We start from the raw sequence: 25,514 nt of genomic DNA, 5'->3' as shown, positions 1-25,514 counted from the left end.
CCTCCGCAGCGAGCCCACACCACCTTATAGGCTTCGGCGATAGTGGCCAACTTCCCTTGCGACGTTTTTCGACGCACCGGCCATAAGGCCCAGCGCGGACTGCCGGGGCACTTGAGACATGGCTGGAGAGTCCATAGAACTGGTTCCTCCGGAGGACATGAATTCAGTATGTTCAAGAAGATCCTGATCGCCAATCGCGGCGAGATCGCCTGCCGTGTCATCAAGACGGCGCGCAAGATGGGCATCGCCACGGTCGCCGTCTATTCCGATGCCGATCGCGATGCCGTGCATGTCGAGATGGCCGACGAGGCGGTGCATGTAGGGCCTTCACCGGCCTCGCAGAGCTATCTGGTGGCCGAGAAGATCATCGCCGCCTGCAAGGAAACCGGCGCCGAAGCCGTGCACCCCGGCTACGGCTTCCTGTCGGAGCGCGCGTCCTTCTGCGAGGCGCTGGAGGAGGAGGGCATCGTCTTCATCGGGCCGAAGCCGAAAGCCATCAAGGCGATGGGCGACAAGATCGAATCGAAGAAGTTCGCCAATGCCGCCAAGGTCAGCACGGTGCCCGGCTGGCTCGGCGTGATCGAGAATGCCGACCATGCCGAGAAGATCGCCGGCGAGATCGGTTATCCCGTGATGATCAAGGCCTCGGCCGGCGGTGGCGGCAAGGGCATGCGCATTGCCTGGAACCAATCGGAAGTGCGCGACGGCTTCGACCGGGCACGTTCCGAGGCGAAAAGCTCGTTCGGCGACGACCGCGTCTTCATCGAAAAATTCGTGGTGGATCCGCGCCATATCGAAATCCAGGTGCTGGCCGACGGGCATGGCAACGCGCTCTATCTCGGCGAGCGCGAATGCTCGATTCAGCGCCGCAACCAGAAGGTGGCCGAGGAGGCGCCGTCGCCGTTTCTCGACGCCAAGACCAGGAAAGCCATGGGCGAGCAGTCGGTGGCGCTGGCCAAGGCGGTCGACTACCAGAGTGCCGGCACAGTCGAGTTCATCGTCGACAAGGACAAGAACTTCTATTTCCTTGAAATGAATACAAGATTGCAGGTCGAGCACCCGGTGACCGAGCTTGTCACCGGCATCGATCTGGTCGAGCAGATGATCCGCGTGGCGGCCGGCGAAAAGCTCGCGATCAGGCAGGGGGATGTGAAGCTGAACGGCTGGGCGGTGGAAAGCCGGCTCTATGCCGAGGATCCGTACCGCAATTTCCTGCCGTCGATCGGCCGGCTGACCCGATACCGGCCGCCGGAGGAGGGAACGTTCGGCGATATCGTCGTCCGCAACGACACCGGCGTCACCGAGGGATCGGAGATTTCGATGTTCTACGACCCGATGGTGGCAAAGCTGTGCACCTGGGCGCCGACGCGGCTCAAGGCCATCGACGCCATGTCGGAGGCGCTGGACAGCTTTGTCGTCGACGGCATCGAGCACAACATTCCGTTCCTGGCCGCACTCATGCAGCATCCGCGCTGGCGGGAAGGGCGGTTGTCGACCGGCTTCATCGCCGAAGAATATCCCGATGGCTTTGCACCGATCGTGCCGGACAAGGACGAGAAGGCGGTACTGGCGTCGATCGCGACCGCCGTCGAATTGCTGCGCCGCGACCGGCTCGACCGGCTGGGCGGGCGGCTGGCACCACATTCCGGCATCCTGAAGCGGGACTGGGTGGTCAAGATCGGCGCCGACTATCTTTCGGCCTCCATCATCGAAGGCATGATCTCGATCCCGATGGAAATCGACCTGTCGATCGACGGCGGCAAGGCGCTGACCGTGGTGTCCGACTGGCGTCCGGGCGATCTCATCTGGCGCGGCACGGTCGACGGCCGCAGGATCGCCGCACAGGTCCGGCCGGTGCCGAACGGTCTGCGCATAGCCTGGAAGGGCATGTCGGTGACGGCTCGCGCCATGCTGCCGCGCATCGCAGAGCTTGAAAGGCTGATGCCGGAAAAAGTGGCGCCGGACACCTCAAAGCTGCTGCTTTGCCCGATGCCCGGCCTTGTCGTGTCGATCGCCGTCGCCGAGGGGCAGGAGGTCAAGGCCGGCGAGACGCTGGCCGTGGTCGAGGCGATGAAGATGGAAAATGTGCTGCGCGCCGAGCGCGACCTAACCGTGGCGAAGCTCAACGCCAAGCCCGGCGATAGCCTCGCTGTCGACGCGGTGATCATGGAATTCGCCTAACGAAGCCGCTTAGCTGTTAACACGCAACTGCTGGACTCGCATCGTCCGCTTCCGGACAATACATCTAGGCGATTGAGTCTCCTCAGGCAGTACGGGCACCATGGCCGACGAAAAACTTCCACGCGACCCCCTGCTGCGTGAAGCCTATGAGAAGGCGTCGAGGCCGGAGGCGCCGGCGCGGCCCTTCATTCATCTGCGGGTGCATTCGGCTTATTCGCTGCTTGAAGGCGCCTTGCAGATCGGCAAGATCGTCGGCCACGCGGTCAAGGACGAATGTCCGGCGATCGCCGTCACCGACACCAACAATCTGTTCGGGGCGCTGGAGTTCGCGCAGAAGGCGGTCAAGGACGGCATCCAGCCGATCATCGGCTGTCAAATCGATCTCGCCTTTTCCGGTGAAAACAGCGACGGCCAGCGCGACCGCCGGCGGCAGGGACCGGAGATGCGCGCCGTGGTGCTGATTGCCGCGACCGAGGCCGGCTATGCCAATCTGGTCCGGCTCGTCAGCCGGGTTTATCTCCACACGCCGCCCGGCGAGCCTGTACATCTGACGACCGACATGCTGCAGGGACAATGCGATGGCCTGGTCTGCCTGACCGGCGGGCCACGCGGTCCGATCGGCAGCGCCTTGAAGGAGGACCGCCGCGATCTCGCCGACGTACGGCTGCTGACCCTCAAAGCGCTGTTCGGCGACCGGCTTTATGTCGAGCTGGAGCGGGTTTCCGGCTATGACCGGACAATCGAGAAGTCGACGGTCGATCTTGCCTACAGCCACGACCTGCCGCTGGTCGCCACCAATGAGGCGTTCTTCTTCGCCCGCGACGACTACGAGGCGCATGACGCGCTGATCGCCATTGCCGAGGGCTCCGTGGTCGCGGCCGACAACCGCCGCCGGCTGTCGCCGGACAATTTCCTGCGCAGCCAGGCCGATATGGCCAGGTTGTTTTCGGACCTGCCGGAAGCGATCGACAACACCGTCGAGATCGCGTTGCGCTGCTCCTACTACCCGAAGAACCGCAACCCGATCCTGCCGCGCTTTACCGGTGGCGATGGCGCCGACAATGAAACGGCGCTGAAAGCAGAAGCCGACGAACTGCGCCGCCAGGCCCATGAAGGGCTCGATGCGCGGCTGGCCGCGCATGGACCCACCGCCGGCTATACGGCCGAGCAATATCGCGAACGGCTGGATTTCGAACTCGGCATTATCGAGAAGATGAAGTTCCCCGGCTATTTCCTGATCGTCGCCGACTTCATCAAATGGGCGAAGTCGCAAGGCATTCCGGTGGGACCCGGCCGCGGTTCGGGCGCCGGTTCCTTGGTCGCCTATTCGACGACAATCACCGACATCGACCCGCTGCGCTTCTCGCTGCTTTTCGAGCGCTTCCTCAACCCCGACCGCGTCTCGATGCCCGACTTCGACATCGACTTCTGCCAGGACCGGCGCGAGGAGGTGATCCGCTACGTCCAGCAGAAATACGGCCGCGACCAGGTCGGCCAGATCATCACCTTCGGTACGCTGCAGGCGCGCGCCGTGCTGCGCGACGTCGGCCGCGTGCTGCAGATGCCTTATGGCCAGGTCGACAAGCTTAGCAAAATGGTGCCGCAGAACCCGGCCAATCCGGTCAAGCTGGCCGATGCCATTGCCAACGAGCCGCGTTTTGCCGAAGAGGCGGAGAAGGAGCCGATCGTCCAGACGCTGCTCGATATGGCGCAGAAACTGGAAGGCCTCTACCGCCACGCCTCGACGCATGCCGCCGGCATCGTCATCGGCGACCGGCCGCTGTCGGAACTGGTGCCGATGTACCGCGATCCGCGCTCGGACATGCCGGTCACCCAGTTCAACATGAAATATGTCGAGCAGGCCGGGCTGGTGAAGTTCGACTTCCTCGGCCTGAAGACGCTGACGGTGCTGGAAACGGCGGTCAAGCTGATCCGCCGCCGCGGCATCGAGATCGATCTCGCCCGCATTCCGCTCGACGATCCCGACACCTACGCCATGCTGTCGCGCGGCGAAGTGGTCGGCGTGTTCCAGGTGGAAAGTGCCGGCATGCGCAAGGCGCTGATCGGTATGCGGCCCGACTGCATCGAGGACATTATCGCGCTGGTGGCGCTCTACCGTCCGGGCCCGATGGAGAACATCCCGACCTACAACGCCAGAAAGCATGGCGAGGAGGAGATGGCCTCGATCCACCCCAAGATCGACCATCTGGTGAAGGAGACGCAAGGCGTCATCGTCTACCAGGAACAGGTCATGCAGATCGCGCAGGAACTGTCCGGCTATTCGCTCGGCGAAGCCGACCTTTTGCGCCGCGCCATGGGCAAGAAGATCCGCGCCGAGATGGACAAGCAGCGCGAGCGTTTCGTCTCGGGCGCCGTCGAGCGCGGCGTCGGCAAGCCGCAGGCCGACTTCATCTTCGACCTGCTGGCAAAGTTTGCCGACTACGGTTTCAACAAGTCGCACGCTGCGGCCTATGCCGTGGTGTCCTATCAGACGGCCTATCTCAAGGCGCATTACCCGGTGGAGTTCCTGGCGGCGTCGATGACGCTCGACATGGGCAACACCGACAAGCTCGCGGATTTCCGCCAGGATGCGCTGCGTCTCGGCATCCAGGTGCTGGCGCCGTCGGTGATGACCAGTTTCCGCGACTTCGAGGTCGGCGAGAACAAGATCTTCTATTCGCTGGCGGCGCTGAAAGGTGTCGGCGATGCGGCGGTCGAGCACATAGTCGCCATGCGCGGCGAAAAGCCGTTCAAGAACCTTGCCGATTTCTGCGAACGGGTCGATCCGAAGATCGTCGGCAAGCGCGTCTTCGAAAGCCTGATCACCGCCGGCGCGCTCGATTGTTTCGGCCACGACCGTGCCGCGATGATGGCCGGCGTAGAGCGGATGATGGGGCTGGCGTCGCTGGCGCAGCAGAATGCGGTTTCCGGCCAGGCCGACATTTTCGGCGCTTCGCTCGGCGCGCAGTCGCAGGCGCTCAATTTGCCGGCGACCGAGCCATGGCTGGCCGCCGACCGGCTGCACCGCGAATTCCAGGTGGTCGGTTTCTATCTCTCGGCCCATCCGCTCGATGAATACAAGGCGGCGCTGCAGAAGATGCGGGTGCAGAACTGGGGCGAGTTCTCGGCCGCCGTCAAACGCGGTGCCGCTGCCGGCCGGCTCGCCGGCACCGTCACCACCAAGCAGGAGCGCAAGACACGCACCGGCAACAAGATGGGCGTCGTGCAGTTTTCCGACACGTCGGGCCAGTACGAGGCGGTGTTGTTTTCCGAAGGGCTGGCGCAGTATCGCGACCTCCTGGAGCCCGGTCGTTCGGTGGTGATCACCGTTTCGGCCGAAGACAGGCCGGAAGGCGTCAATCTGCGCATCAACTCGGTGCAATCGCTGGAAGACGAGGCCAGCCGCATCCAGAAGGCGTTGCGCGTCTTTGTCCGGGACGAGGGCCCAGCGTCGATCATTCAATCGCAACTCAAACAGCGCGGCGACAGCCAGGTCAGCATCATTGTCCTCAAGGGAGAGGCGCAGGGCGAGGTCGAGATCGCTCTGCCGGGCGGGTATCGCGTCTCGCCACAGATCGCCTCGGCTATGCGCGCGGTGCAGGGCGTGGTGGAAGTGGAGTTGGTGTGATCGTTCCCGCTGGTCGCGCACCCTGCCGATTTCGGCCATGTCCGCCATGATGGCGGCAGACAAGAACGGATCGCGGGACATTTCAGCCTTGGCGCGGCTTCGCGATGTGCTGCGCAGGCTCTATCACGGGCGGACCCCGGCGGCCTTCCGCTTCCAACTGGCGGCGGTGATCATCGATCTTGCCATTATCGCCTTTTTCATCGCCACGCCGGTCCTGCAGGACAAACCGTCATTCCTCTGGCTCGACTATTCGGTGGCAGCCCTTGTCGCCGCCGACATGATCGCCCGGCTGCTTGCCTCTAACGACATGCTGCGGCTGATCAGGCAGCCGACCTCCTGGGTCGATGGCTTCATTCTTCTGACGCTGCTGATGCCCACGGCCTTCGCCAATCTCGCCTTCCTGCGCATCCTGAGGCTGTGGTCTCTGTCGCGCAGCGGCTCGCTCTGGCGGCATTTCGAGATGCGTGGGCTGAAGCCGTGGCGCGAGGCAAGCCAGGCGGTGATCAACCTTTTGACGTTTCTCTTCGTCGTTACCGGCTTCGTCTACACCTTCTTCTTCCGCAGCCAGGCAGGTCTCGAAGGCTATATCGATGCGCTCTATTTCACGGTCGCGACGGTGACCACGACCGGCTTCGGCGACATCGTGCTGCCGGGGATAGCAGGCAAGCTGACGGCGATCGCCACCATGATCATCGGCATATCGCTGTTCGTGAAGCTGGCGCAGGCGATCTTCCGTCCAACCAAGGTGTTCTTTCCCTGCCCGCAATGCGGACTGCAGCGGCACGAGCCAGATGCCGTCCACTGCAAGGCCTGCGGTCATCTGCTGAACATACCGGACGAGGGGAACTGACAGGGCAGGGCTACGACGTGGCGACCTCGGCCGGTTGCGGCGCCTTGCGCTGCAGATTGAGCAGATTGCCCAACAGGATCAGCAAGGCGCCGCCGGCGGTGAAGGCGTCGATCTGTTCGTGGTAGAGCAGCCAGCCGATCAGCGCCGACAGCGGCACGCGCAAGAAATCCATCGGCGAGATGACGGTGGCATCGGCATGGGCGAGCGCGCGGGCCATGCAGAAATGCGACGACATGCCGGTGAAGGCGACGAGCAGGATCCATGGCCAGAGTTCGACCGGCGGGTTGCGCCACACATAGAGCGCCGGGATGAGGCCGAGCACCGACTGGATGATCAGCATCCAGAAGATGATGCGCACGACGCTGTCCGTGCGCGTCAGCGACTTGACCATGACCACCGAGATGCCGAAGCAGACCGCCGCGCCCAACACGACAAGATGTCCGGGGTCGACGGAACCGACGCCCGGGCGAACGATGATCACCACGCCGACCAGCCCCAGCACGATTGCCGCGAGCCTTGGCCGCGACAGTTTTTCGCCCAGGAAGCTGACGGCCAGGATCGCTGTCCAGATCGGCGTGGTGAATTCGATCGAAATCAGGACAGCCAGCGGGATCAGCGTCAGCGCATAGAGCCACGCGGCCTGGCCGGCATAGTGGACCACGTTGCGGGCAAGATGGGCCAGCGGCCGCTCGGTTCGCATCGCAGCAAAGCCGCCATTCGTCATCACCAGCGGCAGCAGGATGAAGAAGCCGATCACCGAGCGCAGCTCAACCACCTGAAAGACGTTGAGCTCGGCGGTCGTGGCGCGGCCGGCGACCGACATCGCCAGGAACGACGCAATCGACAGCGCCATCCAGAATGCGGCCTTGGGGATCGAGGGAGCGGGTGCCATGCCCGCTATGTCGCAAGCTACGCCTGCCATCGCAACCGCTAGCAACTGCATTCGACTGGGCCAGCCGCCGGAATCCGGGCGTTAAAAAACAGTCATGTTGAAGGCGGAACCTGCCGTCTTGGCAGGCGTTCCTTGAGTCTGCGAATGCCAGCTTCGCTGGATGCACCTTGTTTCCGAAACACTTTCTCGGGGGAGAGTTCCATGAAATCACTTGCATGCCTTGTCCTTGCCGGCAGCCTGATGGCCGCGGCCGACGCCCGTGCCGACGATGCCGACTTCCTGCGTTCGTTCCAGGGCAGCTTCGCCGGCAAAGGGACCGTCAAGGTGACAGCCGAGGCGCCGACGGTGAATGTTTCCTGCACCTTCAGCTCCGGCGCGACCGCGACATCGCTGTCGCTCGATGGCAAATGCCGCGGTCTCGTCGTGGTGACGCGCGCCATCAGCGCCGATCTGAAATCGAGCGGCGCCGGCTACACGGGCGTCTATGTCGGGTCCCGCACCGGGCCGGCGCAGCTCGCCGGCAAACGGTCCGGCAATGCGATCAATCTCGGCATCCGTTGGGCGAAGGAGGTCAATGGCGACCGCAAGGCGCGGCTGACGGTCGAGAAGACCGGCGGCGACGGCATGCGGCTGACGGTGACCGACGTCGATCCCAAGACCGGGAAGACCGTGGTGACGAGCCGGATCGATCTCAGCCGCACCTGACCGGCGAGTCAGTCTTCGATCGGTTCGGGCGGGTTGGCACTGCTGCCCTTGCCGAAGGTGTAGCCGGTTTCCACGGCCTTCTTGCCGAACTTGCCGCGCAGCGTGTCGATGGCGCCTTCTGCAAGCGCGCGCTTGCGCGACTGGATGTCGACCAGATCGGGCGGATCGGCTTTTTCGTCGTCCGAGAGATCGCTGACGCCGATGCCGAGCAGCCGGTACTTTGTCCCGTCCGCTTCCCGGCGCAACAGGTCGAGCCCGGTCTGGAAGATGCGGTCGGCCAGCCGGGTGGGATCGCCGAGCTGGCGGTTGCGGGTGCGGAGCTTGAAATCCTGCGTCTTCAGCTTCAGCACCACGGTACGGCCGGCAATGCCCGACTTCTTCAGCCGCGCCGAGACTTTTTCCGAGAGCGCCCGCAGCACCGGGACAAGCTCGGCCATGGCTGAAATGTCGGTGTCGAAGGTGGTTTCCGCCGACACGCTCTTGGCGTCGCTGTCGGGGTGGACGCGGCGGTCGTCCTCGCCGCGCGACAGGTGGTAGAGCCGGTCGCCCATCACGCCGTAGCGGCGCATCAGGTCGCCACGCTCCATGCGCTGCAGCTGGCCGACAGTGCGGATGCCGTCACGCTCCAGGCTTGCGGCGAAGGCTTTGCCGACACCCCAGATCAGCGTCACCGGCTGTTCGGCCAGGAAGCCGAGCGCCTCGGCCTCGCCGATCACCGACAGACCGCGCGGCTTGCGGAAATCGGACGCCACCTTGGCCAGGAACTTGCAATAGGAGAGGCCGGACGAAACGGTGATGCCGAGTTCCTTTTCCACCGTCAGCGCGAAGCGCGCCAAAACGACGGCAGGCGGCATGCCATGCAGGCGCTCGGTGCCGGAAAGGTCGAGAAACGCCTCGTCGATGGAGAGCGGTTCGACCAGCGGCGTCAGCGCCTGCATTAAGGCACGGACCTCGCGGCCAACGCGGACATATTTCTCCATGTCGGGCGGGATGACGACCGCTTCCGGGCAGGCCTCGAGCGCCTTGAACATCGGCATCGCCGAGCGCACGCCGTGGATGCGGGCGATGTAGCAGGCGGTGGAGACGACGCCGCGCTTGCCGCCGCCGACGATCACCGGCCGGTCCTTCAGCGCCGGGTTGTCGCGCTTCTCGATGGCCGCGTAGAACGCATCGCAATCGATATGGGCAAGGTGCAGCCGGTAAAGCTCGGGATGGCGGGCAAGCCGTGGACTGCCGCAGCGCTCGCAGCGGCGCGTCTCGCCGCGCTGAAAGGTCAGGCAGTCGCGGCAAAAACCGTGATCGGGATTGTTGACAGGAGCCGCCATCGCTGCGAACATAAAGAGAACAGATGCAATGGTACGTCAGGACGGAAGCCGCCACAAGCGGTTAGCCGGGAGAGAGTTCATGAGCACGACCATCGCGCCGCTGGCGCCCGAACTGTGGGCGGACTTCGAGGATCTTTTCGGCAAGCAGGGCGCCTGTTACGGCTGCTGGTGCACGCATTTCCGGCTGGCGCCGGCGGTGCGCCGCGCGAGCGACCGGGAGCGCAACAAGGACCATATCAGGGTGCGGATCGAAGCCGGGCCGCCGCCCGGGCTGCTGGCGTTCGAGGACGGCAAGGCGGTCGGCTGGATGCAGATCGGCCCGCGCGGCGACGTGCCCGAATGGAACAATCAGGGCAGGGGCTCGGCTCCCGTCGATCCGACCGACGCCGCCGACCCGAGCGTCTGGGCGATCTCGTGCTTCTTCATCCGCGTCAAGGCGCGGGGCAGGGGCATCAGCCATCGCCTTGTCGAAGGCGGCATCGCGTTTGCCCGGGAGAACGGCGCGCGGCTGGTCGAGGCCTGCCCGATCGACCTGTCGCGCGATTCGCGTTCGATCGGTCTTTTCGTCGGCTCGTCGCGGGTGTTCGAGAAGGCGGGATTCGAACGGTTGCTGGAACGAAAGCCCGGCCGGCCGCTGATGCGGCTGGTGCTTTAGGAAAGCGACGGCCTCGTGTACTGGTCTTCGTCTTGCGGCTGTGATGGTATTTCCCTAACAGAAGCAAGACGTGATTTTTGCCTGCAAAGGCCAAAGGGAGAAGCGACGTGAAGCGTGTATTGCCATTTGTTTTCGTTCTCGCGCTCTGCGCGCCTGCCTTCGCCCAGACCGTCGACAGCCAGGGCGCGAAGCAGCTTTCCGAAGATCTGTCCCGCTATGTCGGCAAACAGGCGATCGAGAAAGGCGTGCTCAAGGTTTCGGTTGAAGGCGACGCTTACAGGATCACGTTTGATCTCAAGGCGCTGGTCAACGCCTTGCCGGAACAGAAACTCGTGAAATTCGACTTTGCGCCCTACGCGATGATGGTGAAACCGCGCAGTGACGGATCCTGGGACGTCTCGATGGAGTTCTCGCAGACCGGGTCCTTCGAGGTCAATGGCCCGGAAGGTTTGCAAAGTACGCAGTTCACGATCAAGGACGGCAAAGGCAACGGCGTCTACAATCCCGATCTGGCAGCGTTCACCAGCGGCGCCAGCACGATGGCCGGCATGACGATGACGTCCAAGGATGCCAAGCAGCACATGGACGTCAGCGCCGGCGCCAGCACGGCAAACTTTGCAGCGACCAAGTCCGCGAATGGCGGCGTCGACGTGACAATGACGCAGAAGATGTCGAGCTTCGTGGAAGCGATCAAGTTCGACGATCCTGAGAGTGGGATGAAATTTCCGGTCACCGTGAAGTCGCCGGAACTGTCGGTGGATGCAACCGGCAAGGGAATGCGGACAAAACCGCTGCTCGATCTTCTGGCATTCGCCGTGGCCAATGAAGACGAGGCCGCGCTGAAAGCAAACCAGGCGCAGCTCAAGTCGCTTCTTCTGGCGGCGCTGCCCTTGTGGGAAAGGCTCGACGGAACCTACGGGTTCAAGGATTTCGTGGTCGAAAGTCCGGTCGGCAATTTCGGCGCTGCGCAGCTGGGCACGGCGTTCGGAATGGACGGCATCGCCCAGGACGGAAAGATCAACTATGCGATCAAGGCATCGGGGCTGACGATCCCCGCGCAACTCCTGCCCAGCTGGAGCGTGGCTTTGCTGCCCACCGATATCGATCTGAACTTCGGCGGCGCCAACATCGATCTCGACAGCATGGCGAAGAAAGCCATCGAAACCTTTGATCTCAACAAGAATCCGCCGCTGCCGGCTGATTTCGGCGATCAGATTTCCGCCGATTTCCTGGCCAAGACGCCCAAGTTCGTCATCGGGCATAGCACGGTGAAGAACGGCAGTATCGAGGTAGCCCTGGAAGGCGAGATGACGTTCCCCGGCAAGAAGCCCGATGCAAATGTGACGATCGATGTCGCCGGCTATGACAAGATCGTGGCGAGCCTGCAGGAGGCGGCCAAGACCGAGCCTGAGGCGGCGCAGTATTTTCCCATCGCCTTGGCCATCAAGGGATTTGGCAAGACGCTGCCGGACGGCCGCATCGAATGGGCCATCAACGCCAAGTCGGATGGTTCGGTCATCGTCAATGGCGCCATGCTGAAACAGCCCGATCCGGTCACGGATGACAGCACCGATCAGGATGCGAGTCCTGGCGAGGGCAACAGCGGCGGAGCAGGCGCGAAGCTGAAACCCTGAGTGGTCAGGCTCTAAAGCCCGAGCGCACTCGCGATCTTCGGCGCGGCGTCGTGCCAGTCGTCGACGACGATGACGCCGCCCGGCGCCGGCGGCAGGAAGGCGCGCAGCGAATTGTCGGCCATCAGATGGAAAAGATGCGCGTCGGCAACCGAACTTTGCACCGACGCCAGATTGGACGGCTGGTCGTCGACGAAAGCCACCGGCCGGCCCTTCTTGCCGCGCAGCTTGGCCACCGCCGGTCCCTTGGCCATTTCGGTGGTCAGCAGCGGGTAGGGCAGCCCGAGCGCGTTGAGATGGGCGCGGCGCATGGCACGGTGCTTATGCGGCATGGCCGTCAGCAGGACGATCTCGGCGCGGCCGCCGAGCGTGCCTAGGGCTTCCGCCGCGCCGTCGGTGATGCTTTGCCAGTCTGCCTGGGCGTCGAAGAATTCACCCAGAAGCGCCGTCACCTCTTCCTGTTCGATCAGGCGGCCGCTCGCCGTTTCGGCGATGTTGCCGGTGAGGCGGAAGGACGCGAGCGTCAGGCCGAAGCCGCGCGATTTGAGAAAATGCGGGAAGGGCCGGATGAACTCCAGCACGACATCGTCGACGTCGAGCACCAGCAGCGGCCGGTCGTCCGCGGCAAGTTCTTCGATCTGCCGTGCTGTCTCGGGATCGTCGCTCATATCGAACGCTCGTGATCGTCGTCGCCGAGCGGCAGCGCGCGCAAGGCCTTGCCGACGGCAGCCGGCGGGGTTCCGGTCTCCTCGGCGAAGCGCAGCAAGGTCGCTTCGTGGGCCAGGATGAACTGCAGCACGCCGGCCAGGAAACCCGGCTCGCCTGCCGCGCGCCGGATCGACTGCGCCTCGATGCCGGTGATCGCCAGGAAGCGCGGCAGAAGCTCCGGATCGGTCGCGACGAAGCCCAATGCCTTGACGGCAATGGTCTCCGCTTCCTCGCGCATTGACGCTGCGTTTGCCATCATTACCTTCTGGGTGCGGAATGAGTCTCTTTCCGCAGTAATGGCAAGTGTCCCTTGCGGCAAGCCATCACCGTCTCCGCGTTGGAATCCGGACAGCTTTTGCGGCGGCCGGTTTCCGTTTCGTCAATCAAATTGGCGTAGAGTGGCGAAGGGTTGGGTGCGATCCGGCAAGGACGCATGACGATGGTCTTCACGCAGAAGGCCGTCGGGACGGGAAATCGATGCCTAAGAAGGTCATGATCGTCGAGGACAACGAGCTCAACATGAAGCTCTTTCGGGACCTCATCGAAGCCAGCGGTTACGAGACGGTTCGCACACGCAATGGCCTGGAAGCGCTGGATCTGGCGCGCCGGCATCGGCCGGACCTGATCCTGATGGACATCCAGCTGCCGGAGGTTTCGGGGCTGGAAGTGACCAAATGGCTGAAGGAGGATGACGACCTCCACTCGATTCCGGTCATTGCCGTCACCGCCTTCGCCATGAAAGGCGACGAGGAACGCATCCGCCAGGGCGGCTGCGAGGCCTATATTTCCAAGCCGATCTCGGTGCCGCGCTTCATCGAGACCATCAAATCCTATCTGGGCGATGCCTGATGTCCAGCCAAGCCGGAGCCTTGTGACATGACCGCGCGGATCCTCGTCGTCGACGACGTCCCTGCCAATGTGAGGCTGCTCGAGGTTCGGCTGCTCGCCGAATATTTCGAGGTGCTGACTGCCTCCAACGGGCCGGATGCCATCGAGACCTGCGAGAATGGCAAGGTCGATGTCGTGCTGCTCGACGTGATGATGCCCGACATGGACGGCTTCGAGGTCTGCAAGCGGCTGAAAAGCGATCCGGCGACCGCGCACATCCCGGTCGTCATGATCACCGCGCTCGACCAGGTTTCGGACCGGGTGCGCGGCCTCGAGGCCGGCGCCGACGATTTCCTGACCAAGCCGGTCAATGACCTGCAGCTGATGACGCGCGTCAAGAGCCTGGTCAGGCTGAAGTCGCTGACCGACGAGTTGCGGCTGCGCGCCTCGACAACCCGCAACATCGGCATCGAGGAGCTTTTGAGCCGCAACTTCACCGCGGCCGACACCACGCCGAAGGTTCTTTTGATCGACGAGCGCAAATCGTCCTACGAGCGTATCCAGAAGATGCTGCGCGGCAGGGCCGATCTCGACATCGCCACCGATCCGCATGCCGGTTTCTTCCAGGCGGCCGAGACAGCCTATGAATGCGTGCTGATCTCGACGGCGTTCGCCGATTTCGATCCGCTGCGGCTGTGCTCGCAGCTGCGCTCGCTCGATCGCACGCGCTTCCTGCCGATCATCCTTCTGGCCGACGAGGGCGAGGAGGGGCGCATCATTCGCGGCCTCGAACTCGGCATCAACGATTTCCTGATGCGGCCGATCGACCAGCAGGAGCTGACCGCGCGGCTGCGCACGCAGGTGCGCCGCAAGCGCTACAACGACCAACTCCGCGCCAGTGTGACCCAGACCATCGAGATGGCTGTGACCGACGGGCTGACCGGGCTGCACAACCGCCGTTACCTCGACAGCCATCTGCAAACGCTGTTCGACCGTGCCGTGGCGCGGCGGCGGCCGCTGTCGGTGATGATCACCGACCTCGATCGCTTCAAGGCCATCAACGATCTGCACGGCCACGATGGCGGCGATGACGTGCTGCGCGAATTCGCGCGGCGGTTGCGCAAGAACGTGCGCGGCATCGACCTTGCCTGCCGCTTCGGCGGCGAGGAGTTCGTCGTGGTCATGCCCGATACTGACGGCGCGGTGGCCGAAAAGGTCGCCGAACGCATCCGTGCCGAGATCGCCCAGATGCCCTTTGCGATCGGCCATGAGGGCAAGACGATCGAGGTCACCGTAAGCGTCGGCGTATCGTCTGTGCTGAAGGGAACCGATACGGTCGCGGCGCTGATGAAACGCGCCGACCTTGCGCTTTACGAGGCCAAGAGCGGTGGCCGCAACCGCGTCGTCGCCAAGGCCGCATAGGGCCTGTTCCCGCCCGATGGAGCCGGGATGGGGCTCTATTCTTTTTTGTTCGAGCATGATCTTTTCCGAAGCCGGATACCACTTTTGGGGGATCATGCTCTGGCGCCGGCGCCCGATTTCCCGGTCAAGCCAACAGGGTTAGGAATTTACCTTAATCCAAGCGATTCGCGAGGCTTGGTTAAGAAACTGTTGATTTTTATAAGGTCTTGCGCAAATGTGAAGCCATAGACCAAGACGACCGGCACGAGGGTGGATTTGCCGGTTCGATCCGAAAAATACCCCATGATGCTCAGGTCCGCCGCATCTCCTGGGTCCGTGGGGTCGGCCGGCCGGCGCTGGCACATAGTGGCCTCCTCGTACCGCTGCCAAACGCCGACCGGCCCCCTTTCTCCCAAAAAACGACATCAGGATTCCGCGCCGAGCGGCGGAAGATCTGCGCTTTCGGCGCGGGCTGGCGATCAGTCCACCAAACGAAAAACGCCGCCCGGTGGGCGGCGCTTCGGCATGCTCGGAGGAAACCGATTACTTGATCTTGGTTTCCTTGAATTCGACGTGCTTCTTGGCGACCGGATCGTACTTGCGGAACGACAGCTTGTCGGTCTTGGTACGGCTGTTCTTGCTGGTCACGTAGAAGAAACCGGTGTCGGCGGTCGACAGAAGCTTGATCTTGATGTTTGCGGCTTTGGCCATGATGTTCGTCCGTTAATGTTCGTGGAGTTTTGGCCGCTGGAGCACGGGGAAAACACCCGGACGCGGGAAACTTGGCGCGACACATAAAGAACGTGCCCGGAAAGTCAAGCCCGGCCGGGCCTCTGCCGCACCCAATGCCCATACTGCCGCAGGCAAGGAGCGTGCCGACGGCAGCGACGTCGGCAGTTTCAGGCGTCCTCCCTGACCGGTGAAGCGGCCTTCTTCCAGTCGCCCGTGGTGTTCCACCAGCGATTGGGGTTGGCGCGGTCGTCGAGACCTTTCGAGCGGCTGGCGAGCAGCGGCTGGATGCGGATCACCGGCTCCTGATAGGAATGCGCCTGGTAGATCGCCTCAACGATTCGGGCGGCCAGCGTCTGGTCGTCGGGCAGTTCGAACGACACCTCGACCGTGCTTGGCCGCTCACGCAAGATCGTCTCGGCGCCGGCGGCAGCACCTTCGAGCGGCCGGTAGCGCTCGACGCCGCCAGCCGACTGGAAGGCGTTGCTGTCATAATTGCCCATGCCGAGCGGGTTGATCGCCACCACCGCTTCCATGATGCGGTCGACATCGGCGGGCGGTGCCTGGAAGCTGACAAGCAGCAGCAACTCCATCCGCACCGATCTGGTTTCAAATCCACTGTCGATCATCTGATATCTCCCTGCTTGTGGAGCGTCGATATAGCAGGGGTGCTGCTGACACGGTGATGTCAGCAGCCTCGTCGCCGAGGCGCCTGATCGAGCCGCTCTACAGGATTTTCCGGACGAGCCTGATGCCGACCAAAGCGATATAGGCGGCGAAGAAAACACCGAGCGACCAGCCGAAGCCGGAGGGGCCGAAGATGTCCATACCGATGCCGATCGCCTGCGGCCCGAGCACCATGCCGACGCCATAGCAAAGCACGAAGGCGGCGTTGGCGGAGGCCAACTCATGGCCGGAGAGCTGGGAGCCGAGATGGGCAAGGCCGATCGTATAGAGCGCGGCGACCACGCCACCCCAGACGAACAGAAGCGCTGCCATCAGGTGCCAATTCGCGGCGAAGTGCGGCATGAAGACGGTGCCGGCGAGGCCGACGGTGGCGCAAGCCAGGAGCAGATGGCGGCGGTCCGAGACGCGGTCGCTGATCATGCCGATCGGGATCTGCAAAAGCACGTTGCCGAGGCCGATCATGGTCAGCAGCAGGGCGGCGTCGGCTTCGGAGTAGCCGATGCGGCTGCCATAGATCGGGAACAGTGCGAAGCCGCCGGTCTCGACGGCGCCGAACACCAGCACTGCGAAGGTGGCGGTCGGCACCAGCCAGATGTAGCGCAGGAAATTGCTGGTCTCGCCGTCCGCCACGATCGTCGGGCTCTCGTTGCGTGCCGCCAGCACCGGTATTGCGGCCAGTGTCACCAACCCGATGATGACGCCGAAGGGCCGGAAGCCGGAGCTGCCGAGATGAGAAAACAGCCACGGCCCGGCGGCGAAACCGAGCGACAGTACGGTGGCATAGATGCCCAGCACCAGGCCGCGCCGGTGCGGCGGTGCCGAGGTGCTGATCCAGAATTCCGACAGGATGAACAGCACTGTCAGCGCGATATGCAGCACGACGCGCAGCGGGAACCACATCCAGAAGGCCGGCGCGAAATGGAAGCCGACGAAGGCGAGCGCGCCGGCGGCAATCATGGCTAACATGGTCCAGGCGACACCGAAGCGCATGGCAAGCGGCGTGGCGAGCGGCGCACCGGCGATCGAGGCCAGGCCGGCGACGGCGGTGTTAAGGCCGATCATCGAGGCCGAGTGGCCGCGCGTCTCCAGGATGACGCTGAGCAGCGGCATTCCGAGGCCGATGGCGATGCCGACGACGCTGATCGAGGAGATCGCAGCGACCATCGGCAGCCAGTGTACGCGTTCGTCTCCCTGTTGCTGGGTATCGACCGTCATGTGATGCCTGAATTACCTATAGAATTTCGCGGATGAAGCGGTTGCGGACAAGCCGGTAGAGGGGCACGGAGCCGCCCGGACGCAGCATCGGATCGTCGGCGAGCCGCCTTTCCAGCTCCTCCAGGATCATGCGGGTGATGTCGGGTATGTCTGCCTGCCTGGCCTTGGCCAGCGGCAGCCAGACCAGCTCCTCCAGCTCATTGGTCGGACCGCCGCCCGGAAGCTCAACCGCCACGTCGCCACGCCAGGCGCTGAAGAAGCGGGTGTCGAAACGGCGTACCCGGTTTGGCGGTGTGATCGCCCGCGCGATGAAACGCAGCGGCTCCAGCGAGGGCATCACGCCGTGTTCGGCAAAGCCTTGCCAGTCGCGCCTGGTCGTTGCGAAGGTGCCTTTGCGGCCGATGAGCAGGCCGGCTTCCTCGTAGGTCTCGCGGATCGCCGACAGCGCAATGGCGCGGGCGCGTGCCACGCTCGTGCGGCCAAGGCCGGTGGTCAAATTGGCTTGTTCCTCCGAGTGGAGCCCTGCTGCGACGGGAATGCGGCTGTCGGCTGGATCCGTGCGACCGCCGGGAAAGACGAATTTCCCGGGCATGAAGGCATGACCGGCATGGCGCCGGCCCATCAGTACCTGGATGTCATCGCCCTTGCGGTCGAGCAGAATCAGCGTCGCGGCGTCGCGCGGACGCAGCGCCCGGGCCCGTGGCGGTGCAACACTCCGCTCAACCTTGTCGATGTCGGCCTTGGTCATCCCGTCCATACGCTCGACCTGATGCATGTCGTCCAGAAGGTTCGGGGACCAACGACCTGCACGGAAATAAGATCTGAAGCGTGTCGCGTGAACCCGTTCATACGCGACGCGCTTTAGCGGAAACTTGTCTTGTGCGAAAGTGGCGTTCAGCCATCGCCGATTGCACCAGCCGCGACTTCAAGCCTCGGGGTGAGACTCGATGACATCCTTTTCGCCGCCGAAGCCGTGCATATAGAGCGCCCATTGCAGGCCGATGACGGCGCCCTTGACCGGCTGCAGCAGCACCACCGCGAGCAGGATGGTCAGCGGCACCCAGATGGCGATGTGCTGCCAGGTGGAGAGGGTGGAGGTTGCCTCGACGCCCATGAAGGCGCCGAGCACGATATGGCCGACAATGACGATCACCAGATAGGCGGGCAGGTCGTCGGCACGGTGGTGATGCAGTTCCTCGCCGCAGGCATCGCATTTGTCGACGGACTTGGTGAAGCCGCGAAACAGCTTGCCTTCGCCGCAATGCGGGCAGCGGCCGAGCAGACCGTGCTTCATCGCCGTCCACAGCGGACGTGCGACCCGGCCCGAATGAAGTTCGCCGCCGAAAACCTGGTCTTCCATCTGCAACTGTCTTGCCATCATCGTCTCCTGCCGCGCGTGCCTGGACGCGATTGCGACGCGCGGGCGCGGCCCTTGGCCTTATGGAACGACCGTTTGGAGCCGGGCAGCGGCTTCGGGTCGGTCAGCATCTCGAAACGCATCGCGCCGGCCATCGGCGCCACCTCGACCAGGCGAACCTCGACGCGGTCGGCAAGCTGATAACCCTTGCCGGTGCGCTCTCCGAACAGCGATCGAGCGGTTTCGTCGTAGATATAGTAATCGCCGTCCAGACTTGACACCGGGATAAAGCCATCCGCGCCGTACTGCGGCAATTGGACAAATAGTCCCGATTTGGTGACGCCGGAGATGCGCGCGTCGAAGCGGTCGTCGATGCGTTCGGCCAGATAGGCCGCGACCAGCCGGTCGACCGTGTCGCGTTCGGCCGCCATGGCGCGGCGCTCGGTGCCGGAGATCAGCACGGAAACATCTTCCAGCCGGTCTGCCTCATTCTGCGTCAGGCCGCCCGCGCCGAGTTCGAGTGCGGCAATCAGCCCGCGATGCACGATCAGGTCGGCATAGCGGCGGATCGGCGAGGTGAAATGCGCGTAGCGTTTCAGGTTAAGGCCGAAATGGCCGATATTCTTCGGCGAATATTCGGCCTGGCTCTGCGAACGCAGCACCACTTCGTTGACCAGCCCCTCATTGTCGGCGCCGCTGACGCGCTCGAGGATGCCGTTGAACTGGGCCGGGCGCATCTGGGCGCCGCGCGCCAGCGACAGGCCGAGCGTCTGCAGGAATTCGCGCAGCGATTCCTGCTTGGCCAGCGAAGGTGCATCGTGGATGCGGTAGACCAGCGCCTGGCGCTTGGTCTCCAGCGTTTCGGCGGCCGCGACATTGGCCTGGATCATGAACTCTTCGATGAGCTTGTGAGCGTCGAGCCGCTCCGGCACGACGACGCGGTCGACGGTGCCGTCCTCCTTCAGCAGGATCTTGCGCTCCGGCAGGTCAAGCTCCAACGGCTGGCGCGAATCGCGACCGCGCTTGAGGATGGCGTAGGCGTCCCACAGCGGCTTCAGCACCGCGTCGAGGATCGGGCCGGTCTTGTCGTCAGGCACGCCGTCGATGGCGGCCTGCGCCTGCGGGTAGGCGAGTTTCGCTGCCGACTTCATCATGACACGGTGGAAGGAATGCCTGACTTTGCGGCCGTCGGCGGAAAAGGTCATGCGCACCGCAAGCGCCGGACGATCCTGGCCCTCGCGCAGCGAGCAAAGGTCGTTGGAGATGCGTTCGGGCAGCATCGGCACGACGCGGTCGGGGAAATAGACCGAATTGCCGCGCTTCAGCGCCTCGCGGTCGAGCGCTGAGCCATAGCGGACGTAAGCCGCGACATCGGCGATCGCCACGGTGACGACCACGCCGCCGGGGTTCTTTTCGTCGGGGTCGGGCGTGGCGAACACCGCATCGTCATGGTCCTTCGCGTCGGCCGGGTCGATGGTGACCAGCGCCAGGTCGCGCCAGTCCTCGCGCTGATCAAGCGTCGCCGGCTTCACGGCCTCGGATTCGGCGATGACGTCGGCCGGAAAGATATGCGGGATATCGTGTGCGTGGATGGCGATCATCGAGACCGCCTTCTCGCTGGTCAGCGAGCCCAGCACCGTCAGGACTTTCGCGCGCGGCAGCCCGTAGCGGGAGGCCCGCGCCGGTTCGACCTCGACCAGGTCGCCGTTCTTGGCGCCGTTCTGGAATTCCTTGTCGACGACCAGTTCGGGCTGGCGCCGCTCCACCGGCTCGATCCTGAAGGTGCCGTCCTTGAGCACGCGAAAGACGCCGAGCACGGCATCCGTGCGCTTCTCGAAGATCTTCATCACCCGGCCGGTATAGGCAGGGCCTGTCGCATCGTCTGTGGGGAAGGTCTTGGCCAGAACGCGGTCGCCGATGCCGGGCGCCGGGCCGTTGCCGCCGCGCGACACGCGGATCGAGACGACAGGCGGCTCGCCGCTGCCGACGGCCTCGGCCGGGTGCGCCAGCAGCACGCCGTCGCCATCGCGGCCAAAAATGTCGAGCACCGCGACATGGGGCAGGGCGCCGACCCGGGCGAGCCGCTTGCGCTCCTTGGTCAGGATACCTTCGTCCTGCAGGTCGCGCAGCATGTCCTTTAGCCAGATGCGGTCCTCGCCACGCAGCGCGAATGCCTTGGCGATGTCGCGTTTTCCCGCGCGGTCCGGGTTTTCGGCGATGTAGCGCAGGATCTCGTCGCGTGAGGGGCGGTAGTCGTCCTTCACCTTGGCGCGGGTATCGGCGGTGCGCGGATCGCCGTGGCTTCGTCCGGAGATCCTGCGCGCCACGGCCTGCTATCCCTTTTTCTTCGCCGCCGGCTTTTTGGCGGCCGCGGGCTTCGCCCCCGCCGCCTTGCGGAACGGCTTCTTGCCGCCGCCGCCCTTGGCTTCCTTCTCGGCAATCAGCGTCAGCGCGTCCTCGATGGTCACCGATTGCGGGTCCTTGCCCTTGGGCAGCGTCGCGTTGACCTTGCCGAAATTGACGTAGGGCCCGTATTTGCCGTCGCGCACGACGATCTTGCCGCCGCCATCGGGGTGATCGCCAAGCTCCTTCAGCGCGGCGGGGGTGCCACCATTGCGGCCGTTCTTGCCCTTCAGCTGCTTCTCGGCGATCACCGACACGGCGCGGTTGAGGCCGATCGAGAACACGTCCTCGATGCTTTCGAGATTGGCGTAGGTGCCGTCATGCAGCACGAAGGGTCCGTAGCGGCCGAGCCCGGCTGAAATCATCTTGCCGCTCTCCGGATGCTTGCCGACGTCACGCGGCAGCGCCAAGAGGGCAAGCGCCTTTTCGTGGTCGATTGTATCGACCGTCCAGCCCTTGGGCAGGCTGGAGCGCTTGGCTTCCTTGCCGTCGCCACGCTGGATGTAGGGGCCGAAGCGGCCGCTGCGCAGCGTGATCTCCTCAGCCGTGTAGGGGTCCTTGCCCAACACCTTGGTGCCGTCGTCGCCGTTGCCGTTCTCGCCATTGGGGTTGGCGGCGTCGCCGAGCTGGCGGGTGAACGAGCATTCCGGATAGTTCGAGCAACCGACGAAGGCGCCGAATTTGCCGAGCTTGAGCGACAGATTGCCGGTGCCACATTTCGGGCAGATGCGCGGGTTCGAACCGTCTTCGCGCGCCGGAAACACTAGCGGCGCCAGCTCTTCGTTCAGCGCATCGAGCACGTCGGTGACGCGCAGTTCCTTGATGTCGGCGACAGCGCCGGAAAAGTCCTTCCAGAAGTCGCGCAGCACATCTTTCCAGGCGAGCTTGCCGTCGGAAATCTCGTCGAGCTTTTCCTCGAGCGAGGCGGTGAAATCATATTCGACATAGCGCTCGAAGAAGCTTTCGAGGAAGGCCGACAACAGCCGGCCCTTGGCCTGCGGCACCAGCTTGCGCTTGTCGATCTCGACGTAATCGCGGTCCTCGAGCGTCTTCAGGATCGCCGTGTAGGTGGACGGGCGGCCGATGCCGAGCTCTTCCAGCTTCTTGATCAGTGAGGCTTCCGAATAGCGCGGCGGCGGTTCGGTGGTGTGCTGGGTGGCGTTGATCGCCTGGCGCGCAAGCTGTTCGCCGGCGCGGATCTCGGGCAGGCGGCGGCTTTCCTCGTCCTCCGCATCCTCGTCCTTCTGGTCGGTGTAGGCGGCGATGAAACCGTCGAAGCGAACGACCGAACCGACGGCGCGAAGCTCGGCGGTGCGGGCGCCGTTGACCGCCTCGATCTCGACCGTGGTGCGCTCGATCTCGGCCGGCTGCATCTGGCTGGCGATGGCGCGCTTCCAGATCAGCTCGTAGAGCCGCGCCTGGTCGGCATCGAGATACTGCCTGACCGAAGCCGGCGTGCGCATGAAATCGGTCGGGCGGATCGCCTCGTGCGCTTCCTGGGCGTTCTTGGCCTTGGTCGTGTAAAAACGCGGCTTTTCCGGCAGGTATTTCGCACCGAACTCCTTGGCGATCGCATCGCGCGCGGCGTCGATCGCCTCCGGCGCCATCTGCACGCCGTCGGTTCGCATATAGGTGATCAGGCCGGCGGTCTCGCCACCGATGTCCATGCCTTCATAGAGGCGCTGCGCCACCTGCATGGTGCGGCTGGCGGAAAAGCCGAGACCCGACGAGGCCGCCTGCTGCAGCGTCGAGGTGGTGAAGGGCGGGCCGGGATTGCGCTTGGTCGGCTTGGCCTCGACCGACAGCGCCTTGAAAGCAGCACCTTCGAGCATCGCCTTGATGTCGTCGGCCTGCGCCTTGTTGGCGATGTCGAGTTTTTGCAGCTTCTTGCGCTCGAAGGCGGTCAGCCGTGCCTCGAAATTCTCGTTGCGCGGCGTGCCGAGAATGGCGGCGATCTGCCAGTATTCCTCGCGGATGAAGCGCTCGATCTCGGATTCGCGGTCGCAGACCAGGCGCAGCGCCACCGACTGGACGCGGCCGGCCGAGCGGGCGCCGGGCAGCTTGCGCCAAAGCACCGGCGACAGGGTGAAGCCGACGAGATAGTCCAGCGCCCGGCGGGCGAGATAGGCATCGACCAGCGGCGCGTCGATCTGGCGCGGATTGGCCATGGCTTCCAGCACCGAGGACTTGGTGATGGCGTTGAAGACGACGCGGCTGACCGGCTTGTCCTTCAGCGCGCGCTTCTGCTTCAGCACTTCCAGCACATGCCAGGAGATCGCTTCGCCCTCGCGGTCCGGGTCGGTGGCGAGGATCAGGCCGTCGGCGTCCTTGACCGCCTTGGCGATGTCGGCCAGGCGCTTGCCCGAGGCGGTATCGACGGCCCAGGACATGGCAAAGTCCTCGTCGGGGCGCACCGAGCCGTCCTTGGCCGGCAGATCGCGGACATGGCCGAACGAGGCCAGAACCTTGTAGTTCTTGCCGAGGTATTTGTTGATTGTCTTAGCCTTGGCCGGCGATTCGACGACGACGACGTCCATGAGGTCTCATATCAGCTGTGGGCGGCAGAAGAATTCCGCTGCGCGACGCGTTCTTTTCGTCGCTCACATGGCCGCGCTTTTGCAATCGGTCAAGGGGAAGCGGCCAAATTGCGGGGACGTCGGCAGCGATACACTCTTAGAGTGTATGGAGAAAATCACAGAATTTCGGGGAAGGCCGTTCATGCTTCGAGCGACCCGAAACGACTCGGAGATACGTCGCCAGCGACCATGCAAATCCGGCCCAGTGCCGCATCTGAGCAGGGGCAATAGCCTGCTTTGTGAAACCGGCCGCCAGGCGAATGGAGGGTGCCCGGCGACCAGTCGACGTCCCGCTAGCGGCAGCACACTGTCCGCCAGCAGGCAGGACGCTGCATTGGGAACGTCAGTCGGCCTTGACGACGTGCCAGACCTCGCCGACGCCGTCGCCGGTCATGTCACCGGCCTTCTTGTCCTTGATGAAGGTGTAGACCGGCTTGCCCTCATAGGCCCACATCTTGGTGCCGTCGGTGCGGTCGACGACTGTCCATTCACCGTCGGCTTTCGCGTCGGCCTCGGCTTTCAGCGGCGGCCAGTTGGTGGCGCATTTGTCGTAGCAGTTGGTCTTGCCCTTCTCGTCCTTGTCGTAGGTATAAAGCGTCATGCCGTTGGCATCGGTGTAGATCTTGGTGCCACCGACATCGGCTTCCTTCCACGCCTCGGCAGCGAAGGATGCGGCGGTGCTGAGCAAGAGCGCGGCCAGCCCGGCTGTGATCGTTTTCATGGAAATCTCCCTAAGTGATCCGAAGAGGCGCGCGGGAAATCGCGGCCTTGTCTGTTCAACGTGTCCGGCTGCCCGTTTCTTCCCCGTCTGTCGCTGGAGGCAGTCCGGCTTGCCACAAAATGGTGATTGGTGGACAAGGCGGTGCGTCGCTATATGCGCGCCAGCATTGTTGGAGCTTGGGAATGGCATTGGACATCGGCTATGTCAGCGCGGTCGGGGCGGGGGCGATCTCGTTCCTGTCGCCTTGCGTGCTGCCGCTGGTGCCGCCCTATCTCTGCTACATGGCCGGCGTGTCGGTCGACGACTTTCGCGGCGATGCCGGCGCCACGGCAAAGGCAGGCGCGCGTGGCGCATTGATTGCGTCCTCGATCGCTTTCGTGCTCGGCTTCTCCACCGTGTTCGTCGCGCTTGGTGCCGGTGCTTCGACCATCGGTCATTGGCTGCGCGTCTGGCAGGAGCAACTGGCGATGGCCGCCGGCGTGCTGATCATCCTGATGGGGCTGAATTTCCTCGGCATATTGCGCATCCCGCTTCTGTCGCGCGAGGCGCGCTTCCAGTCGCAAGGCAAGCCGGCCAGCCTGATTGCCGCCTATGTCATGGGGCTGGCCTTCGCTTTCGGCTGGACACCCTGCATCGGTCCGGTGCTGGGACCGATCCTGACGCTGGCCGGCGGCCGCGAGACGGTCGGTGAGGGCGCGCTGCTGCTCGCTGCCTATTCGCTCGGGCTGGGCATCCCGTTCCTGATCGCAGCCCTGTTTTCCGGGGCCTTCATGCGCTTCCTTGGCAAATTCCGCGTCCATCTCGGCCGCGTCGAAAAGGCGATCGGCGCACTACTGGTTGTCGCGGGGGTGTTTTTCCTGACCGGCGGGGTACAGAGCGCGTCGTATTGGCTCCTGGAGAACTTCCCGGCCCTTGGGCAATTGGGGTAGGCGTCCCGATTCAAGCCCGGGCTTTCGTACAGAACTTTGGACCCGCTGATTAAGAGTCAGCTGCTCCGCCATCTCACCGGAATTTAACCGCAT

The 25,514-nt window shown here is 64.0% G+C and carries 21 protein-coding genes; 9 read left to right on the top strand and 12 right to left on the bottom strand.

The window, feature by feature from the left end:
* Window positions 1-168 precede the first annotated feature (168 nt).
* From DH08_RS01870 to DH08_RS01860, 3 genes are all read left to right on the top strand, one after another.
* Entirely contained in the window at window positions 169-2,181 is a 2,013-nt protein-coding gene (locus DH08_RS01870) for an acetyl-CoA carboxylase biotin carboxylase subunit (RefSeq protein ID WP_192177619.1), read from the top strand.
* A 100-nt stretch (window positions 2,182-2,281) separates the two neighbouring features.
* The gene (dnaE, locus tag DH08_RS01865) at window positions 2,282-5,809 is read left to right on the top strand and encodes a DNA polymerase III subunit alpha (RefSeq protein ID WP_192177618.1); all 3,528 of its coding nucleotides are present in this window, start codon (window positions 2,282-2,284) and stop codon (window positions 5,807-5,809) included.
* A 46-nt stretch (window positions 5,810-5,855) separates the two neighbouring features.
* A complete protein-coding gene (locus DH08_RS01860) occupies window positions 5,856-6,659 on the top strand; it encodes a potassium channel family protein (RefSeq protein WP_192177739.1) in 804 nt (267 codons plus the stop codon).
* Window positions 6,660-6,669: 10 nt separating this feature from the next.
* Here DH08_RS01860 and DH08_RS01855 read toward each other — a convergent pair whose 3' ends face one another.
* Window positions 6,670-7,551, bottom strand: a complete 882-nt coding sequence (locus DH08_RS01855; protein ID WP_192177617.1) for a DMT family transporter — start codon at window positions 7,549-7,551, stop codon at window positions 6,670-6,672.
* Between the two features lie 201 nt (window positions 7,552-7,752).
* Between DH08_RS01855 and DH08_RS01850 the strand changes: the two genes are divergently transcribed.
* A complete protein-coding gene (locus DH08_RS01850; protein WP_192177616.1) occupies window positions 7,753-8,256 on the top strand; it encodes a hypothetical protein in 504 nt (167 codons plus the stop codon).
* Between the two features lie 8 nt (window positions 8,257-8,264).
* On the opposite strand, the gene DH08_RS01845 is transcribed toward DH08_RS01850, so the two are convergent.
* Window positions 8,265-9,593: a DNA polymerase IV gene (locus DH08_RS01845; RefSeq protein ID WP_192177615.1), complete on the bottom strand. Its 1,329-nt coding sequence runs from the start codon at window positions 9,591-9,593 to the stop codon at window positions 8,265-8,267.
* Window positions 9,594-9,660: 67 nt separating this feature from the next.
* Between DH08_RS01845 and DH08_RS01840 the strand changes: the two genes are divergently transcribed.
* Both DH08_RS01840 and DH08_RS01835 read left to right on the top strand, forming a co-directional pair.
* Window positions 9,661-10,236, top strand: coding sequence for a GNAT family N-acetyltransferase (locus tag DH08_RS01840; RefSeq protein ID WP_192177614.1), 576 nt, complete (start codon window positions 9,661-9,663; stop codon window positions 10,234-10,236).
* A 107-nt stretch (window positions 10,237-10,343) separates the two neighbouring features.
* A complete protein-coding gene (locus tag DH08_RS01835) occupies window positions 10,344-11,870 on the top strand; it encodes a hypothetical protein (protein WP_192177613.1) in 1,527 nt (508 codons plus the stop codon).
* An 11-nt stretch (window positions 11,871-11,881) separates the two neighbouring features.
* On the opposite strand, the gene DH08_RS01830 is transcribed toward DH08_RS01835, so the two are convergent.
* A complete protein-coding gene (locus DH08_RS01830) occupies window positions 11,882-12,535 on the bottom strand; it encodes a hypothetical protein (RefSeq protein WP_192177612.1) in 654 nt (217 codons plus the stop codon).
* Window positions 12,532-12,831, bottom strand: a complete 300-nt coding sequence (locus tag DH08_RS01825; protein ID WP_192177611.1) for a DUF3572 domain-containing protein — start codon at window positions 12,829-12,831, stop codon at window positions 12,532-12,534. Before DH08_RS01825 ends, DH08_RS01830 begins: the two co-directional genes overlap by 4 nt.
* Window positions 12,832-13,052: 221 nt before the next feature.
* Here DH08_RS01825 and DH08_RS01820 point away from each other — a divergent pair, with 221 nt between their 5' ends.
* Window positions 13,053-13,424: a response regulator gene (locus DH08_RS01820; protein ID WP_006201772.1), complete on the top strand. Its 372-nt coding sequence runs from the start codon at window positions 13,053-13,055 to the stop codon at window positions 13,422-13,424.
* 27 nt (window positions 13,425-13,451) lie between these two features.
* Window positions 13,452-14,825 carry a PleD family two-component system response regulator gene (locus DH08_RS01815; RefSeq protein ID WP_192177610.1) on the top strand — a complete coding sequence of 458 codons (1,374 nt, stop codon included), beginning with the start codon at window positions 13,452-13,454 and terminating at the stop codon, window positions 14,823-14,825.
* A gap of 522 nt (window positions 14,826-15,347) precedes the next feature.
* Here DH08_RS01815 and rpmG read toward each other — a convergent pair.
* From rpmG to DH08_RS01775, 8 genes are all read right to left on the bottom strand, one after another.
* Window positions 15,348-15,515 (bottom strand): 50S ribosomal protein L33, encoded by a 168-nt coding sequence (rpmG, locus tag DH08_RS01810; RefSeq protein ID WP_006201775.1) that lies wholly within the window; start codon window positions 15,513-15,515, stop codon window positions 15,348-15,350.
* A 188-nt stretch (window positions 15,516-15,703) separates the two neighbouring features.
* Entirely contained in the window at window positions 15,704-16,162 is a 459-nt protein-coding gene (locus DH08_RS01805; protein ID WP_192177609.1) for a YqfO family protein, read from the bottom strand.
* A 97-nt stretch (window positions 16,163-16,259) separates the two neighbouring features.
* Complete coding sequence (locus DH08_RS01800; protein ID WP_192177608.1) at window positions 16,260-17,435, bottom strand: MFS transporter; 1,176 nt, start codon at window positions 17,433-17,435, stop codon at window positions 16,260-16,262.
* A 16-nt stretch (window positions 17,436-17,451) separates the two neighbouring features.
* On the bottom strand, window positions 17,452-18,192 hold the full coding sequence (locus tag DH08_RS01795; RefSeq protein WP_192177738.1) for an NUDIX hydrolase: 741 nt from the start codon (window positions 18,190-18,192) through the stop codon (window positions 17,452-17,454).
* Window positions 18,193-18,360: 168 nt separating this feature from the next.
* A complete protein-coding gene (locus DH08_RS01790; protein ID WP_428338046.1) occupies window positions 18,361-18,795 on the bottom strand; it encodes a DUF983 domain-containing protein in 435 nt (144 codons plus the stop codon).
* A 17-nt stretch (window positions 18,796-18,812) separates the two neighbouring features.
* Window positions 18,813-21,119 carry a ribonuclease R gene (gene rnr, locus DH08_RS01785; protein WP_192177606.1) on the bottom strand — a complete coding sequence of 769 codons (2,307 nt, stop codon included), beginning with the start codon at window positions 21,117-21,119 and terminating at the stop codon, window positions 18,813-18,815.
* A 6-nt stretch (window positions 21,120-21,125) separates the two neighbouring features.
* Window positions 21,126-23,732, bottom strand: coding sequence for a type I DNA topoisomerase (gene topA / locus DH08_RS01780; RefSeq protein ID WP_192177605.1), 2,607 nt, complete (start codon window positions 23,730-23,732; stop codon window positions 21,126-21,128).
* A 382-nt stretch (window positions 23,733-24,114) separates the two neighbouring features.
* On the bottom strand, window positions 24,115-24,492 hold the full coding sequence (locus DH08_RS01775) for a COG4315 family predicted lipoprotein (RefSeq protein WP_040582653.1): 378 nt from the start codon (window positions 24,490-24,492) through the stop codon (window positions 24,115-24,117).
* 182 nt (window positions 24,493-24,674) lie between these two features.
* On the opposite strand from DH08_RS01775, the gene DH08_RS01770 reads away from it, so the two are divergent.
* Window positions 24,675-25,421 (top strand): cytochrome c biogenesis CcdA family protein, encoded by a 747-nt coding sequence (locus DH08_RS01770; protein WP_006201783.1) that lies wholly within the window; start codon window positions 24,675-24,677, stop codon window positions 25,419-25,421.
* The last annotated feature ends 93 nt before the right edge of the window (window positions 25,422-25,514 follow it).

It is taken from the genome of Mesorhizobium amorphae, from assembly GCF_014843845.1.
GTDB classification, from domain to species: Bacteria; Pseudomonadota; Alphaproteobacteria; order Rhizobiales; family Rhizobiaceae; genus Mesorhizobium; species Mesorhizobium amorphae_A.
The sequence above is the reverse complement of the archived record's forward strand: the minus strand, read 5'-3'. Positions and strand labels throughout refer to the sequence as shown.

Excerpts from the sequence above, each read along its gene's own strand:
- DH08_RS01870 (WP_192177619.1), top strand. The coding sequence starts at position 169 with ATGTTCAAGAAGATCCTGATCGCCAATCGCGGCGAGATCGCCTGCCGT.
- dnaE (WP_192177618.1), top strand. The coding sequence starts at position 2,282 with ATGGCCGACGAAAAACTTCCACGCGACCCCCTGCTGCGTGAAGCCTAT.
- DH08_RS01860 (WP_192177739.1), top strand. The coding sequence starts at position 5,856 with ATGATGGCGGCAGACAAGAACGGATCGCGGGACATTTCAGCCTTGGCG.
- DH08_RS01855 (WP_192177617.1), bottom strand. The coding sequence starts at position 7,551 with ATGGCACCCGCTCCCTCGATCCCCAAGGCCGCATTCTGGATGGCGCTG.
- DH08_RS01850 (WP_192177616.1), top strand. The coding sequence starts at position 7,753 with ATGAAATCACTTGCATGCCTTGTCCTTGCCGGCAGCCTGATGGCCGCG.
- DH08_RS01845 (WP_192177615.1), bottom strand. The coding sequence starts at position 9,593 with ATGTTCGCAGCGATGGCGGCTCCTGTCAACAATCCCGATCACGGTTTT.
- DH08_RS01840 (WP_192177614.1), top strand. The coding sequence starts at position 9,661 with ATGAGCACGACCATCGCGCCGCTGGCGCCCGAACTGTGGGCGGACTTC.
- DH08_RS01830 (WP_192177612.1), bottom strand. The coding sequence starts at position 12,535 with ATGAGCGACGATCCCGAGACAGCACGGCAGATCGAAGAACTTGCCGCG.
- DH08_RS01825 (WP_192177611.1), bottom strand. The coding sequence starts at position 12,831 with ATGGCAAACGCAGCGTCAATGCGCGAGGAAGCGGAGACCATTGCCGTC.
- DH08_RS01820 (WP_006201772.1), top strand. The coding sequence starts at position 13,053 with ATGCCTAAGAAGGTCATGATCGTCGAGGACAACGAGCTCAACATGAAG.
- DH08_RS01815 (WP_192177610.1), top strand. The coding sequence starts at position 13,452 with ATGACCGCGCGGATCCTCGTCGTCGACGACGTCCCTGCCAATGTGAGG.
- rpmG (WP_006201775.1), bottom strand. The coding sequence starts at position 15,515 with ATGGCCAAAGCCGCAAACATCAAGATCAAGCTTCTGTCGACCGCCGAC.
- DH08_RS01805 (WP_192177609.1), bottom strand. The coding sequence starts at position 16,162 with ATGATCGACAGTGGATTTGAAACCAGATCGGTGCGGATGGAGTTGCTG.
- DH08_RS01800 (WP_192177608.1), bottom strand. The coding sequence starts at position 17,435 with ATGACGGTCGATACCCAGCAACAGGGAGACGAACGCGTACACTGGCTG.
- DH08_RS01795 (WP_192177738.1), bottom strand. The coding sequence starts at position 18,192 with ATGGACGGGATGACCAAGGCCGACATCGACAAGGTTGAGCGGAGTGTT.
- DH08_RS01790 (WP_428338046.1), bottom strand. The coding sequence starts at position 18,795 with ATGGAAGACCAGGTTTTCGGCGGCGAACTTCATTCGGGCCGGGTCGCA.
- topA (WP_192177605.1), bottom strand. The coding sequence starts at position 23,732 with ATGGACGTCGTCGTCGTCGAATCGCCGGCCAAGGCTAAGACAATCAAC.
- DH08_RS01775 (WP_040582653.1), bottom strand. The coding sequence starts at position 24,492 with ATGAAAACGATCACAGCCGGGCTGGCCGCGCTCTTGCTCAGCACCGCC.
- DH08_RS01770 (WP_006201783.1), top strand. The coding sequence starts at position 24,675 with ATGGCATTGGACATCGGCTATGTCAGCGCGGTCGGGGCGGGGGCGATC.